The organism is Parasphingorhabdus sp. (assembly GCF_059726685.1).
The window spans coordinates 1,265,758-1,280,871 of the sequence record NZ_AP041068.1 but is presented as its reverse complement, the minus strand read 5'-3'; the positions used below and the strand labels follow the sequence as shown (position 1 = coordinate 1,280,871).

The following is a 15,114-nucleotide window of genomic DNA, read 5'->3' as shown; positions in this document are numbered from 1 at the left end:
CGGGAACGCTTCAAACAGCTGCTGCCATATAGCTGGCCTGGTTGATCGCGGCCTTCGCATCCAGTTCCTTCGCCTCATAGGCACCGCCAATCAATTCAGCCCGCAGGCCTTGCGCCTCTAAATCATTGTAAAGATCACGCAAGGGGTCCTGCCCGGCGCAAATAATGATGGTGTCGGCCTCGATAATCTGCGGCTGGTCATTTTGCAGAATGTGCAAGCCATCATCATCAATCTTCACATATTCGACACCGTTCATCATGCCGACACCCCGGCGCGCAAGTGTAAGGCGGTGTGTCCAGCCGGTGGTTTTGCCCAGGCCTGCACCAACGCGGCTTTCTTTACGTTGCAGCAAGGTAATTTCGCGATCCGATTTTGCAACTTTCGGTTCAACACCGGTAACACCGCCGCGGGGATGGTTTTCAAAATCAACGCCCCATTCCGCTGCAAACACATCGCGGTCCACAGCTCCGGATGGTCCGGCATGGCTGATCAGCTCACAGACATCGAAACCAATCCCGCCAGCGCCGATAATTGCGACCTTCTGCCCAACCGGCTTCTTGCCGGTTATCACATCAATATAGCTGACAACCTTGGGATGATTAATACCCTCAATATCGGGGGTGCGCGGCTTGATACCGGTCGAGACAATGACCTGATCAAAGCCTTCTGACTTCAGCGTTTCTGCATCCGCTCTGGTATTTAGCCTGAGATCGATGTCATGGACCTCGATCATCCGGTTATAATAGCGCAGGGTTTCGTAGAATTCCTCTTTGCCGGGGATGGTTTTTGCCAGATTAAACTGGCCGCCAATTTCCGAAGACGCCTCGAACAATGAAACCTTGTGGCCGCGTTCCGCAGCGACAGTGGCATAAGCCAGGCCCGCAGGGCCAGCACCGACAACGGCGATGCGCTTTGCCTCCGTTGCAGGCTCATAGTTCAGGATTGTCTCATGACAGGCCCGTGGATTGACCAGGCAAGTGGTCAATTTACCGGAGAATGTATGGTCCAGACATGCCTGATTACAGGCGATGCAGGTGTTGATTTCATCCTCGCGCCCTTCAACCGCTTTGCGCATGAACGCGCTATCCGCCAAAAATGGCCGCGCCATAGACACCAGATCGGCATCGCCGCGGGCAAGCACTTCTTCGGCAACATCCGGCATGTTTATCCGGTTGGATGTAATGACCGGTACGTTGACCTCTTTGCGCAAACGGCCTGTGACCGATGTAAAGGCCGCACGTGGCACCATGGTTGCAATAGTAGGCACTGCACTTTCATGCCAGGTGAAGTGCGTTGAGATGATCGTCACGCCCGCTTTTTCAAGCGCTTTGCCGAGGGTAATAATCTCTTCCCAGCTCATTCCGCCTTCAAGCATATCCATGGCGGCGATACGGAAAATGAGGATGAAGTTTTCACCAACTGCGGCCCGAGTCTGCTCCACAATCTCCAAAGCGAAGCGCATCCTGTTCTCATAAGAACCGCCATATTCATCTTCACGCAAATTGGTTTTCTGCACCAGAAAGGTGGAAATCAGATAACCGGCAGACCCTATGATTTCGACCCCGTCATAGCCGGCCTTTTGGGCCATCACGGCACATTGCACGTGGTCATTAATTTGCTTCTGGATACCGGCCTTGTCGAGCTCGTTCGGAACAAAGGGAGCAATCCGCGATTTCACCGCTGATGGCGCTACCGCGTTCTTGCTATAAGCCAGCGGCCCGGGGTGAAGAATCTGCATGCAGATTTTCACATCTGGATCGGCCTGGTGAACCGCGTCCGTCACCAATCGGTGCTTTTCCGCTTCCTCGTCGCTGGACATCATTGCGCCGCCGCTGGATGATTCTTCGTTGGGAGCAATCCCGCCAGTAATGATCATGCCGATATTATTCGCCGCACGTTCAGCGAAATAGGCGGCCATGCGTTCAAAACCGCCATCCATTTCTTCAAGACCAGTGTGCATAGAGCCCATGATCGAGCGGTTTCTGATGGTGGTGAAGCCCAGATCGAGGGGCTCGAGCAGTCGAGGATATTTCATAATCACACCTTTTAACGCCAGTTCGCGATCACGCTATTATTCTATCTGTTAGCCTTTCAAACCCTGATGCCGATACCTCTTTTCAGCCGTATGCCCTTATGCTTGCCAGACATGGTGTTCAACTTGCCGATTTCTTCCGCCCTCCCGACAACCAGAATCTGATCGCCAAACCTGTTTCATTCGGCAATAGAGAATGAATGTGTATCGTCGCTTTTGCCTGGCAAGCCCATCCGCGCTGGAAACTCATCGCCATAGGCAACCGGGATGAAATGCATGCCCGGCCCGCGGAACCGCTGGCCCGGTGGGACGGCGCCCGTCATTTACTGGCTGGCCGGGACACAAAGGCCGGTGGCACCTGGCTTGGTGTGTCCGAGCAAGGCCGCTTCGCCGTCGTCACCAACCTTAGCGGACATGGAACACCGGATGCCGATCTGGCATCGCGCGGTGATCTTTTGAAGGACTATTTGTCTGGTGATGGCCTCTATTCAGACCTCTCCAGGACAGATTTTTCCGATTTTAATCCGTTCAATCTGATTACTGTTGATGGGGAAGAAGCGCTGGCACATTCCAACCGCCCGGGTTCTACAAGCGCGCTTCTCACACCGGGAATCCATGGATTGTCCAATGGTCCGCTGGACAGACCCTGGCCAAAGTCCGGGCACCTCAACCAGGTATTGGCAAACTGGATGGAAAAGGGATCCGATGATCCGGCAATATTGCTGAATGCGCTCACCGATCAGACGACCTTTCCTCCCGCAAGACCAGTGGATACTGTTGGTCAATCGGCACTGGAACCAGAATATTCCGGCGTTTTTATTTGCAATCCCGTCTATGGTACCCGTTGCAGCACCGTGATGGCCATTGATGATCAAGGCGCAGGAATAATTATCGAGCGACGTTATTCCCCTTCGGCTCAATCGACAGGTGAAACCAACCTTACCTTTTCCTGGCCCGTCTAAAGCATATGGGCAGATGCCTCATCCCGATGCTTTTTCAGATATTTCATGAAAGGCGTCCCGCCTGTTCCGACATCTGACGTATTGCCAGCGCCGCCTTTGGACTGTTTGTTGATATAGCTTGCCGCATATTCCAGATGCCGCGTCCGGAAACGGGTCAGATTTTGCACGCAATCGTTATAAAGTTGGTTCAATATCGGTGAACCGGCTGACTGGACGAAAGATCGCAGAACGCTGTTCGCGCGAATATCATCGATAAACTGGCGATGCTCGGGTGGCCGGTAAATATGAAGTTGATCAAGATATTCGCGCAACGGGTCACCCGCATGATCAATGCCTAGAAACGCATCCATGGACGGGACAATGGACGATTGCGATCCGGTTTGACCACGAAACACCTGCGGTTTGCCGCCTGTCTCCTCAACGCCTTCGTAAATCAATCCGCCTGCGAGAGCCGGATTATCCTTCCAGCCATGAATCCAAGGCCGCACGCGGTGGAAATAGACATAGGGGTCACAGCGTTCCGGCATACGGCCGAAAATGTCATTCATATCATCCCACACCGCGGACATCGCCGATAGTCCGTTCTCCAGCGCGTCGGTATCTCCACTCCGGCAAGCTTCGACAAGCGCAGGAATGGACGCCAGCATCTCCCCCGCCCTTGCTTCAATCGCAACATGGATCAGGACAAACCATGCTTCGTCCTGACCGCCCAGGAACGGCTGGATCATGTAGATGTTGGCCAAATCAATCGGGCCTGCCTCATCAATTAGGCCCCAATTGTCGAGCACATAGCTGGAATAGGTAAGCAGCGGTTGTTGCTCTATGGATGCACCCAATTGCCAGATCGGCAGAGCCAGGCATTGGGGAAGCTTTTTCGGTGCACCTGGTTCACCCCAGACATAGGCTTGCACCAAAAACGAATAATGGACCATCGCTACGCGCCGCTCGGCCAGGGTCGCGTTGGCACAAAAATCGGTCAGATCAAGGGAAGGCAGCGCTTCGATATGCCGGCGCGGCTCACCGGAAACAAGAGTGCGCGGCAAGCCCATGGCGGCATCCCGCACCGGGAGCAGTTCTGATGGCAGCGTGACCTTGTCCGGGTTGAACGAAGAGAGAAAACCGCGCTCTGCGGTCACATCATAATTGGCAAGATCGAAGGCGGCCATCCTGTACTCCGTGTAGAAAAATTAGAATGCACAATATTATCTTATTAAAGCCGCAATGTGCTTGCCTTATGACCACCAAAATTCCATCATATGCAACATATGACGGATTTGGATGCCATTAGTCGCAATATATTGCACCAGCTGGAGCGAGACGGACGAATCAGCAATACTGACCTGGCTCGAAAAGTGGGCCTATCCGCATCCGCCTGTTTGCGGCGGGTGCAGGAATTGGAACGCACCGGTCTGATCAAGGGCTATCGCGCGGTTATTGATCCTGTCGTTCGTGGTGCCGCCATAACGATTTTTGTGATGGTCGGGCTGTCCGAACATTTAAAGAAAGATGCGCAGGCTTTCGAGCGAGCGGTCGCCAAGGCTTCGGAGGTCCGAGAGTGCCACAATATTACCGGATCCGTTGAATATCTGTTGCGTGTCGAGGTGTCGGACCTGGCCGCTTACAAGGCCTTTCACGCCGACGTGCTGGGAACGCTGCCGCAGGTGAGCAGTATTACCTCGCATATCTGCCTGGGTTCCCCGACAGACAAACGTGCCTAGGCTTAAGTGCGCAAAAGCCTGTAGGTTTCATCAATCAAGCTTTGGCCCCGATCGTTGAGCAGCAAGCCCATGCCCATCTGGTTCATCGTATAGCTGAACGCCAGACCGTAGTCCGGGTCGGCAAAGCCGATCGAACCACCGGCACCAACATGGCCAAAGGCAGCATTGCCCAGGACAGCCGACATCTGATCACCGCCCGGATAGGCGCGGTTGTCCATCGACTTCATGAAACCCGACGCAAAGCGGGTCGGCGCAAGTAGGGTGGCATCGACCTGTGTTGCCGTGGAGACCTGCGCCATCGATGTTAGACGCTCCGGCGACACCAGCGTGACGCCCTTATGCGATCCGCCCAACGCTAATGGCTCATACATCGCCACCTGACCGCGCGCGTTGGCAAGGCCGCCGGCCCCACCAATTTCGGCCTTGTGCGCCACCGGGTCATTCTGGTTCCAACCGCCATTATTGAGAAATGACAGAGCCTGAATGGAATTGGGATCGGTCAGGAGCTTTTTCGTGAAAGGGCTAAGCTCAGCCTTCGGATCGGGCGTCGCCACAATGATCGGCGCAATCGGCCGGGACACATCTTCAGGCAATCCGATCCAGAAGTCTGCTCCAAGCGGTTCTGCAACTTCATCCTGAAAAAACTGGCCCAGAGACTTACCCGACACGCGGCGGACAAGCTCACCAACCGTCCAGCCGAAATTGACCATATGATAGCCGTTGCGGGTGCCAGGCTCCCAGAACGCCTCCTCATCTTCAAGGCGTTTGATCATATAGTCCCAGTCCAGAAAGCCGCCCGGCTTCACCGGGTCGCGAAAGGCCGGGACCGCGCTTTCGTGATTGAGCATCATCTGCACGGTTGTTGTCTCTTTACCGTTTTTGGCAAATTCCGGCCAATATTCCGATACCGGCGCGTGCAATTTCAGCAGACCGCGGTCCACCAGGATGTGCGCGCATAACGCTGTCGCAGCCTTGGTACAGGAAAAAACAATCGAAATCGTATCCCGTTCCCAGGGTGTATCGGTCGCCGGATCAGCAATGCCGCCCCAAAGGTCAACGACCGTTTCGCCGTTCACACTGATACAGACGGATGCACCAACCTCTCCGCGCTCAGCAAAATTACGGGCAAATTCATCTTTGATACTCGCGAATTTCGCTGAGGTCGTACCGTCAATATTTGCTGTCATGTGAAAAAGGCTCCTGAAATCGAAAAAATGTCAAAGCGGTCTGATAAACCAGTGAAAGATATATTTACCCGGGCCAACACGATAAGCTGGCAAGGCATCAGGCCCGCAGGCGCCTGTGCCAACCCCGCGCATGGCCGCACTGATATGCACTTCTACACTGTTTCGCCGGACCACATCGGCAATCGTCGTCGCCTTGCTGATATCCGCATCATGGTGGTGTCGGGCCGAAAAACTGAGATTAGGCAGCCCAATTTCAAAACCCTGTTCTGCTTGGTCTTTCAGGGTGAACGACCGGGTCTGTTCATGCGCGCCATGCTCCTGTGGCAGAACATAGGGATGATACTGATCTGTCACCGTTGAAGTCCAGAGACCAACGGTTTGGGCACCTATACGATCAGGATAGGACTCGTCCGGACCCAGACCGAGCCATGCCAGTTCGTCCAACCCCGCCGGAACCGTAAACCGGATGCCAACCCTGGGCAGATCAATCCACGCTTCCGGTACGATAATTTCTTCATCAACCCGTGCACCATTGGCGTCCAGTGTCCAGCGTGATCTGTGCGCCGCCTGCTCCCCGTTAGCGCCCATCAAAGATCGTTCGAAATCGAGCAACGCTCTTCCGTCCTGTTCGACAAATTGTGCCGGAGAAGCCTTGATCTTGAGCTTGTCCAGACCATGGTTCACCCATTCCATCCGTTTGCTGGGGCGTTCCTCACGCCAGCCGATCTTGCCGCCGTCATTGTCCATCGGTGCACGCCAGAGTGTGGCGGTGATATTGCCATCAACAATCCGCCGGCCATTCACATCCACCGATGCGATCTGACCTTCTTCATCAAAACCCAGCTTGACCGGCCCGACCGAAATATTGCCTGTCACCGGTTGTGATCCTGCCAAGCGAAAGTCCTGTTCCGCAGGTGCAGGCGAATGCTGTTTCGCGGTCAGGTCAAACTGGTCCCATCCGACCATATGACCTGCTTTCGCCCAGGGCGTCGCTCTTCGCAAAGCCCACTGTGTCAGCAAATGCCATTCAGCATCGTTGTCAGTTGGTGCACCGTGATCAATAGCCAACACCGCGCTTTGCCCCGCCGGAATATCGGGTCGAAGCGTGCCACTTTCCACTGCCACCCCGTTTTTCTGGAGTGTCCATGTCAATTCAAGGTCATCCGTTCCCGTAAAAGCCCGACGATTGGTGAAGCGCACCTCCCCCGGCCCGATCCATTCCCCGCAGACCGGTCGCGCAGCCCATTGATATTCGCGCAGTCCGGGATGCGGCGTCAAATCCGGGCCAACCAGACCGTCGCAACAGAAATTCACATCATTGGGGTCATCGCCAAAATGCCCACCATAGGCCCAGAAGAACCGGCCCTCATCATCGGCCATCGCAAACCCGTGATCCCGCCACTCCCATACAAAGCCGCCTCCGAGCGCTGGTTCGGCAAAAAAGGCATCGACATAATCCGCAATGGAACCGTTGGAGTTACCCATGGCATGAGAAAACTCGCACAGGATCATCGGCCGGTCATCTAGTTTGGTTTCCTCTGCCCAGCGTGCCCAACCAACAATGAAGTCGATGGAAGGATACATTGGGCAAATCAAATCGGTGGTCATCCGTTCGCGCATATCGGGCGCATTGCGAGAGCTTTCTGTTGGATCCCCCATAAGGGTCTGGAACCGATGGAATATCGCGCCTTCGTAGTGCAGAAAGCGCGTGTCATCGATCCGCCGGACCATGGCAGCGGCCGCATCATGTGCTGGACCAAGACCGGATTCATTGCCCAAAGACCAACCAATGACGCTTGCGTGGTTGCGGTCCCGGTAGACCATTCGCATCACTCGTTCGACAATCGTTTTTTGGTATCGCAGGTCGTTGGATACCCCCTGCCAGCGGGCGTGGCATTCCACGTTGGCTTCATCAATGACATAGAATCCCAGCTCATCGCACAGATCAAGCAAGCGGTGATCATTGGGATAATGAGCCGTGCGGATGGCATTGATGTTATGCCGACGCATCAACAGCAGTTCTTCCCGCATCTCCTCAACGGTCGATGTCTTACCTGTCTCAGGATGATGATCATGCCGGTTAACGCCAATGATGACTATCGGTTTGCCATTGATCAGGAGCTGGCGATCCCTGACCTCGATCCTGCGAAAGCCGACGGATGTAACGTTGGCTTCGGTTACATTGCCTTTATCATCGACCAGTTCGGTCACCAACTTGTACAGCACGGGCGTTTCCGATGACCAAGGCTGGACATCCTCTATTTCCGCGTTCAGTTCCCCCCGGTTATCAACAAAACTATAGGCGGCGGTATATTGCTCGAACACACTGCCATCGGGAAACTGGATCACCGGACTATCGTCTAGTTTGGCAATCAGATTGTCATCTGGCCCCAATAGCTGGCCGCGCACTTTCCATCCTGCGGACGCACCATCGATTTTGACTATATGGTGCAACTTGCCGGAGCCCGTTTCAGAATCAAAATCAGCGGTCACGCTCAGATCGGCAATATGGGTAGCGCCGCGCGATTCGAGATATACGGAGCGATGAAGCCCGCCATGATACCAATGGTCCTGATCTTCGATCCATGTAGCATCGGACCATTTGATCACCATGATCGCGACAAGATTGGCCCCTTCGACCAGATGAGGTGACAGATCAAACTCGCTCGGCAACCGGGAATCCTTACCCATTCCGACAAATTTACCATTGCACCAGAGCAAGGCGACACTTTCAAAACCCCCGACATGCAGGATTGTTTTCCGGTTTTTCCAATCAGCAGGCAAATCAAAGGACGTACGATAGAGGCCCGTCGGGTTCTCATCCGGTATTTCAGGTGCGGCTTTGCAGGAAAAAGGCATCTGTACATTGGTATATTGCGGCAGATCGCTGGTACCCTGGCACGTCCAGCTGCCCGGCACCACGATGGAGCGCCAGCCGCCGGTATCATGGGACGGACCTTCCCATCCTGCAGGCGCACCACCGGGCCGGTCAGCCAACAGGAATTCCCATTCTCCGTCCAGTGAACGGCATAAAGAAGACGGCGAATTCTGCTGAAGTGCCTCTTCACCGGTAGTGAAGGGCGTATAGGACGCCCGCGGCGGCAAACGGTTGATATCCGTCAGCTCGGGTTGCAATATATCTTTAATATCCAAACGCATGACACCTGCCTACAGTACGGCAGGGGGAAACAACAATTCTGAATTTGGGAAAAATTTGAAGAGCGTCATGCGATCAGACGATTATGTCTTTCAAAAAGACCTTAATCATGTTCTGGCATACCCATCTGCGGGAACGCGCTGGGAGAGGAATGCTCTTCCCTGTCCACCTTGACCTGCAAAAGACCTTCCATCACGGCACAAGCCACCATGTGCGTGCGGTTTTTTGCTCTCAACTTCAGCCGCACATTCTCCACATGTCGATCCACGGTACGCGGCGCAATATCGATATGTTGCGCCACTTCCTTGGTCGAAAGCCCCTGCGCAATAAACTCCAATATCTCATGCTCTCTCAGCGTGAGCACTGGACCGTTGGTCAAACTCTTTTGCTGTAACATCACGAGGAATACCTTCTATAATATCGAACAAGCTGTGAAGCTCGCCGACTAACAAATGCCCCCATTTGTCTCGGCCGCCATACCGCGAGCGATATCGGTCGCTGCAGCTGAGCGGTGCTCGCAACATAGTACGGTCTCAAAGGACCGACCAATTAGACTGTTGGTGGTTCCCTCCCCAACAAATCGTCGCAAATTTTGAATCGCTGGATCATTGCTGTCCTGCGATGGTTAATCTTTTACTCTCATACCATAGAATCGCGATAGGACAAAAACGTCCATGCCAACTCTTTGAATTTACAGTAATTTACATGTTATGGAAATTCCATAGGTAAAATTACCTAGTAAAAACCAGCACGCAGATTCGCTTGGGATTCAAAACACGCGAATCGCTGGATAGACCAATTCGGTGCTTTTGCCGTACATAATCGCCACAAAACAACAGAAGGTCGCATCTGAGGCCGTGCTCAATATTCTAAAGAATATGGGTGCGGAACAAACGAAAAGGGTCGTGCTGAGGGTCCAGAGGAGACAGCACGGATGCAATCGCTACTATCCGCCCCCGCGATGATGCAGGGGCTTCATTCAAACTTGCGCTCGACCACTTTACGGTTTCGTGCAGGGCAATTAATCTTTGACGAAGGACAGAAAGCTAGCCGCTGGTACGAGGTGGTGCAGGGCACCGTTCGCACATGCCGATTCCATATGGATGGCCACCGGCATCTCACCGGTTTTTTCTTTAGCGGTGACGTTTTCGGGGCCGATTACGGCACCTATGGAACGGCAGCCGAGGCAGTGACCGATGTTGTTGTGCGCTGTTACCGGGTCGGAGATATCACGCAGGATTCAACGCCAAAACCGCAACTGGACGAGGCTGTTTCGATATTGTTTCGCGCAATGTCGACCGCTCAGCGTTACCTGTTCATAATGGGTCACCGGACTGCAACCGAAAAGCTGGCGGCCTTCCTGCTGTGCCTGAAACAACAGGCCAACGATGATCCCAACATATTTGTTCCGATGTCGAGAAGCGACATAGCCGACTTTCTGGGCCTAACGGTTCATACGGTCAGTCGGACTTTTACCGACTTGGCGCGCCGCGGTCTGATCAGGATCAATGGCCGGGATTCTGTCATCATCACAGATAATGCGGGGCTGTGCCGCCTAGCCGGCGAGTATCAGGAAAGCCTGACCGCAGAACCGGCAGCCGATATCCATCCCGCAGCTGACCTTTGCCTCGGCGAGTTGTCCGCCGCTTAAAATTTGACGTGCGCAAGCATGTCCGGAGAAACATCATGACCAGCAATCGCTTCACCCCCTTTAAAGCTATTATCGCCTTTCCCGTTGCCACTTTTGCCGGAGGATCGGCAATGGCCGCGACCTCCGAGACCCCCGAGCCGAATCACATAAGCCAGGAGCCGAGACTGACCGCCGCCGAAGCGGAAGCGGAAACCGCCCGCATCATTGCGCGGCTACGGGAAGTTCAATCGCCCGCGGTTCAACAGGCCGCCGAGCCGGAGAAACCAACCGTCAAACTAGCGGTTGTCGAGGCAAAGCCCCAACCAGTTCCTCAAAAATCGCAGCCTGCTTCCCAGGAGTCGCGACCTGCCCCCAAGAAGGCACAAATGGCACAGGACACGACAAATATCACCGCTGCCTTGCAGGCCATCCAATCGGAGTTGGCGGAGCAGAAGCAATTGATCGCGAGCCAGAATGCACTCATCCAGTCACAAAATGACAAGATCAAGCAACTCGAGTTGCACAATCAGCTAGTACGTGCAGCAGCGCCGGTGGAAACGCCTTTTGCCCTGTCACAAATGCGCGGCGCTGGCATTCAGCGAAGCCAGGTAGAGACGGCTGCGGTACAGATCGGGACGACCCCGGATGACGAACTGACTATGCCGGAAGGCCCCGTTGGCGAAGCACCACCAGCCGCCAATAATATCGAGCAAAAAGTTGAGGCTGTGCCGGAAGGCCAAGGCGTGCTCACACCGCGCGGCCAATTCGTGCTAGATCCCTCAATCGAATATACACGCTCGTCAACCAATCGACTGGTTTTCCGCGGCATCGAACTTATTCCCGGCATCCAGATCGGGGCGATCGAAGCCAGCGACGCGGACCGCGATACGGTTATTGGAACCTTTGCCATGCGCTATGGCTTGACCAACCGGCTGGAAATTGAGGGCCGCGTCCCCCTGCTCTATCGCAAGGACAGAATTCAGGTCGTCCAGCAACGTGAAGAGCAGATTACACGGGAAGTCGGCCTGGAAGAAACTGGCATAGGCGATGCGGAAATTTCGCTGCGCTATCAACTCAACCGGCCCAAACCACAGAATCCGATCTGGGTCGCTGGCCTGCGTGTCAAAACCGATACAGGCACCAGTCCCTACGAGATTCCGTTTGACGAATTTGGCGTTGCAACAGGACTTGCCACCGGGTCGGGCTTTTGGGGCGTTCAGCCTAGTATCAGCTTCCTTCTGCCTTCTGATCCCGTCGTAATCTATGGGGGCACCGGTTATTTATGGAATATCGAACGCAATATCGACCGGGTCGTTGGCGATGTATTTGTCGGCAAGGTCGATCCCGGTGACGCGATTAACGCCAGCGTTGGCTTTGGTTTTGCGCTCAACCCGCGTTTTTCCTTTTCGCTAGGCTATCGCCACAACTATATTTTCTCTACCAAGAGCCAGCTCGGCGACACGCTGCAGGAGAGCAACGACATTCAGGTGGGGGCACTCAATTTTGGAATGTCCTATCGGCTTAGCCAAAAACAGTCGCTGAATCTGGGTTTCCAGTTCGGTGTGACTGAAGATGCTCCGGATGTCAGTATCGTCGCCCGGATACCCTTTCGCTTTTAGACCATCCAGGGTTTGAGGGTACCAGCGGAGCTGCCGGCGAAGTTTACAATGTTTGCAAGCTCCTTTGGCCTGTCTGACCGAGTGATCTGTGCCAAAGTTCACACAGATCACACACCCTTTTATAGGCCGCTTATATAAAGTTGAGAAAGAACCGAGTGGAAGTTACCCGGACTTGGCGATGTAGGAAAGTCTTGCTGGAACTCCACCCGGCTCCTTCGTTGGATAAACACGGTGGAGGGGCTTAGGATTGCGGCTGTCAATTTCGTGATGGCGGAAAATGTTGGTCGATCAAAAGGCTGGTTTTCAAAAAAAGCACCACAAACCCCCTCTATGGTTCATGGTGCTTTCAGTCTGGACCGGCTGGATTGGCAACCGGTCAATCCTCCTCGGTTTGGCCTTAGTTTCCAAGCGCCCCGATTCCGGCTTGCCCCACAACATCATTCAGTGCGTTGCCGATCCGATCCATCATAAGGTCGCTATTGAAGCTCTCATATCCGGATAGAGACAGGGTGGCGTCCACTTCCTGGACAGCTTCGAAGCCGCTGGCGGTATTGATCAGCATGTTCTGAACGCCATTGGCGGTCTCATGCGCAATCGCGGTCTGGCCGTTGTTGAGCAGATAGACGGGTGTGTTGCCGACTTTCATACGTATATTGCCATTTGACAATACGCCATTTTCCAGTGTCGAGACATCAACCGGGCTTAGCCCGGCCGCAGCTGTCTGGGAGGTGTGCGCACCATCGTCATTCATGGTCAGCACGGTTTGCAACAGCAACTCACCATTGACGTATGTGCGTATATCAGCTCCGAAATTGACGCCCAACCCGTTGACCACAAACCCGCCACGCAACTTGTCCAGATCTTCGTCAGGAACAAGTGCGGGCAGACCAACCGCCGCTGCGGGTTCAGCGTTGGCGGTTTGGGGCAATAGCATCGCGGTAGAAGACGCGATGCAGGCGACCGTGGCGAAAACTTTCTGTCTATAGGTCATGACTCGTCTCTCATCTGATCGTACCAACCCGCACATCGAGCAATAGCTCTGGCGATATCTGGTACAGGGGGGGAAGGTGGTTGGTTAGATTGCCGATCGTGGCTGTTGCCGAAACCTGGTCGGTTGGTGCAGTGGACCAGCGGTTCCAGTCACCGGCAAGATTATATTTGGGCAGGCTTTTTATCGGCCCGTCAACAATCGCCAGCGCGACGCCGTTCCAGTATTTGGTAAAATCCTCGGTCGAATATTTGCTGATACCCAGCACGGAATCACCGACCAGCACCTGGTCTTTTGTTTGCCCCTTGACCACAACGAAATGCTTGAAACCGTCAAGGTCGAGCAACACGATAACCGGTCGTTTTACCTGGCCTAGCTGATCCATTGTCAGCTTGAAGCCTTCGGCACGATAACCGATGGATTGCAGATACCGGCGCATGTCGAGCATCGAGAAACCGACCTCTTTAATCGCTTCCTTATCGCCTAGGTCCCACATTGCCTTAAACGGGGTGCGTTCACTGGTGGGGCGATCATAGTGATAGGTCAGCAACGTCGCGACCGCTGCGGAGCCGCAGCTGAAATCATATTTCTGGCGAATGACCGAACGGAACGGGATATCCCACCAGGTCATCACGCCGACATAATAGTCTCCGCCGATAGATTCCCGCCCCAAGCGGACTTCGGCCTGGGCTATGGAACTGCAAAACAGGGAGGTACCGGCAAGGGCCAGCAGTCCGCCCTTCAAGATGGCTTTCAAGCGGTTCTTAAAGGGCGGAGAGGCGTGGGATAGGCCATTTGGGATGGGGGAAGAGGGGGTCATGGCCTACACCTTACTCAATCGGTAATGTTGATCGTCACCGCCAGGCCTGCCTGGAGTGCCGACTGTGCGCCGGTGTTGATCACAATATTACCAAGACCGTTAAAGCTGGACAGTGAATTGTCCGACAGATTGACATCGCCGGCGGTAAAATCGCCATTGATCGTGTTGCCGGTATTGTCCGAGTTAAAGGTCTGTTCGTTAATCGCTATTTGTGTGCCGCCACGGAGCTCGTCGAGCTCTTCCAACGACATTAGCGGGGATGCAGATTGCTGCTCGGTAGTCGCGGGTGCCTGAGGCGCAGCATTCTGATCTGCTACCTGAGCGCTCGCGTGGGAGGCGGTCATGGCCAGAGGGGCTGTCATAAGAAGCCAAAAATGCTTTTTCATCGTCTTTACTCCCGATTGGGGATGCGGATGTGGAGGATGGAGGGGCCGGCTCCATCGGCTGAAACCGGCCCGTCCTTGTCGCTTGGGCGATTAATCGCCGCCGCCAGCACCGCCGCCAGCTGCTTCACCAGCGCCATCACCGAAGTTGATGGAGCCCTGTGCCGCGATGTTGGTTGCAGCCTGGTTGTTGTTGTTTACGCCGGTATTCCATGATTGGTTCAGGATACCTGCAAAAGCTGCGAAGGCACTGCCGCGAACATAGTTGTCGCCGCTGTTATAACCGACGGGAGCCGGTGTACCATCTTCACCATCAAGATCGATGAGTTCATCCATCTGAGAGTTGGTGTTGTATGCCGTCAGCGTTTGCGTAGCAATAACAAGGTCGTTGTTGTTGTTGTTATTGCTGTTGATGTCGTCCAGCGTATTTGTCGTGCTGGCATCTGCTGCCAGATATACATCAAGCAGATCGTTCACAACGACAGCACCATTGTCTGTGTCGGTGACATCGTTATTTTGATTAAGCTGAGCCATGGCAGGTCCGCCAACGGCCAAAGCAGCTGCTGCAGCGGATGCCGCCAATACTTTAGTCATTTTCATCGGTATTCTCCTTAGGGT

General features: G+C 54.3%; 13 protein-coding genes. 4 read left to right on the top strand and 9 right to left on the bottom strand.

Features of this window, described 5'->3' with window-relative positions; all coding sequences use genetic code 11:
* Positions 1 to 10: 10 nt before the first annotated feature.
* Positions 11 to 2,035 (bottom strand): oxidoreductase, encoded by a 2,025-nt coding sequence (locus tag AC6I9Z_RS06370; protein ID WP_461454429.1) that lies wholly within the window; start codon positions 2,033 to 2,035, stop codon positions 11 to 13.
* 197 nt (positions 2,036 to 2,232) lie between these two features.
* Between AC6I9Z_RS06370 and AC6I9Z_RS06365 the strand changes: the two genes are divergently transcribed.
* Positions 2,233 to 2,994 (top strand): NRDE family protein, encoded by a 762-nt coding sequence (locus AC6I9Z_RS06365; protein ID WP_461454427.1) that lies wholly within the window; start codon positions 2,233 to 2,235, stop codon positions 2,992 to 2,994.
* Here the strand turns inward: AC6I9Z_RS06365 and AC6I9Z_RS06360 are convergent.
* Positions 2,991 to 4,160 (bottom strand): PrnB family protein, encoded by a 1,170-nt coding sequence (locus AC6I9Z_RS06360; RefSeq protein ID WP_461454425.1) that lies wholly within the window; start codon positions 4,158 to 4,160, stop codon positions 2,991 to 2,993. The genes AC6I9Z_RS06365 and AC6I9Z_RS06360 overlap by 4 nt on opposite strands.
* A gap of 99 nt (positions 4,161 to 4,259) precedes the next feature.
* Between AC6I9Z_RS06360 and AC6I9Z_RS06355 the strand changes: the two genes are divergently transcribed.
* Positions 4,260 to 4,712, top strand: coding sequence for an Lrp/AsnC family transcriptional regulator (locus AC6I9Z_RS06355; protein WP_461454423.1), 453 nt, complete (start codon positions 4,260 to 4,262; stop codon positions 4,710 to 4,712).
* A gap of 2 nt (positions 4,713 to 4,714) precedes the next feature.
* On the opposite strand, the gene AC6I9Z_RS06350 is transcribed toward AC6I9Z_RS06355, so the two are convergent.
* The 3 genes from AC6I9Z_RS06350 to AC6I9Z_RS06340 form a co-directional block, all read right to left on the bottom strand.
* A complete protein-coding gene (locus AC6I9Z_RS06350; protein WP_461454421.1) occupies positions 4,715 to 5,899 on the bottom strand; it encodes a serine hydrolase domain-containing protein in 1,185 nt (394 codons plus the stop codon).
* A gap of 30 nt (positions 5,900 to 5,929) precedes the next feature.
* On the bottom strand, positions 5,930 to 9,058 hold the full coding sequence (locus AC6I9Z_RS06345) for a glycoside hydrolase family 2 TIM barrel-domain containing protein (RefSeq protein WP_461454419.1): 3,129 nt from the start codon (positions 9,056 to 9,058) through the stop codon (positions 5,930 to 5,932).
* 101 nt (positions 9,059 to 9,159) lie between these two features.
* Positions 9,160 to 9,435, bottom strand: coding sequence for a LuxR C-terminal-related transcriptional regulator (locus AC6I9Z_RS06340; RefSeq protein WP_461454417.1), 276 nt, complete (start codon positions 9,433 to 9,435; stop codon positions 9,160 to 9,162).
* A gap of 555 nt (positions 9,436 to 9,990) precedes the next feature.
* Between AC6I9Z_RS06340 and AC6I9Z_RS06335 the strand changes: the two genes are divergently transcribed.
* Together AC6I9Z_RS06335 and AC6I9Z_RS06330 are read left to right on the top strand one after the other, a co-directional pair.
* Positions 9,991 to 10,707 (top strand): helix-turn-helix domain-containing protein, encoded by a 717-nt coding sequence (locus AC6I9Z_RS06335; protein ID WP_461454415.1) that lies wholly within the window; start codon positions 9,991 to 9,993, stop codon positions 10,705 to 10,707.
* 35 nt (positions 10,708 to 10,742) lie between these two features.
* Complete coding sequence (locus AC6I9Z_RS06330) at positions 10,743 to 12,305, top strand: transporter (RefSeq protein WP_461454413.1); 1,563 nt, start codon at positions 10,743 to 10,745, stop codon at positions 12,303 to 12,305.
* A 397-nt stretch (positions 12,306 to 12,702) separates the two neighbouring features.
* Here AC6I9Z_RS06330 and AC6I9Z_RS06325 read toward each other — a convergent pair whose 3' ends face one another.
* The 4 genes from AC6I9Z_RS06325 to AC6I9Z_RS06310 form a co-directional block, all read right to left on the bottom strand.
* Positions 12,703 to 13,296 carry a hypothetical protein gene (locus AC6I9Z_RS06325; protein ID WP_461454411.1) on the bottom strand — a complete coding sequence of 198 codons (594 nt, stop codon included), beginning with the start codon at positions 13,294 to 13,296 and terminating at the stop codon, positions 12,703 to 12,705.
* Positions 13,297 to 13,306: 10 nt separating this feature from the next.
* A complete protein-coding gene (locus AC6I9Z_RS06320) occupies positions 13,307 to 14,113 on the bottom strand; it encodes a C39 family peptidase (protein WP_461454409.1) in 807 nt (268 codons plus the stop codon).
* Positions 14,114 to 14,127: 14 nt separating this feature from the next.
* Entirely contained in the window at positions 14,128 to 14,499 is a 372-nt protein-coding gene (locus AC6I9Z_RS06315; RefSeq protein ID WP_109355295.1) for a hypothetical protein, read from the bottom strand.
* Between the two features lie 90 nt (positions 14,500 to 14,589).
* Positions 14,590 to 15,096 carry a hypothetical protein gene (locus AC6I9Z_RS06310; protein ID WP_461454406.1) on the bottom strand — a complete coding sequence of 169 codons (507 nt, stop codon included), beginning with the start codon at positions 15,094 to 15,096 and terminating at the stop codon, positions 14,590 to 14,592.
* Between the last annotated feature and the right edge of the window lie 18 nt (positions 15,097 to 15,114).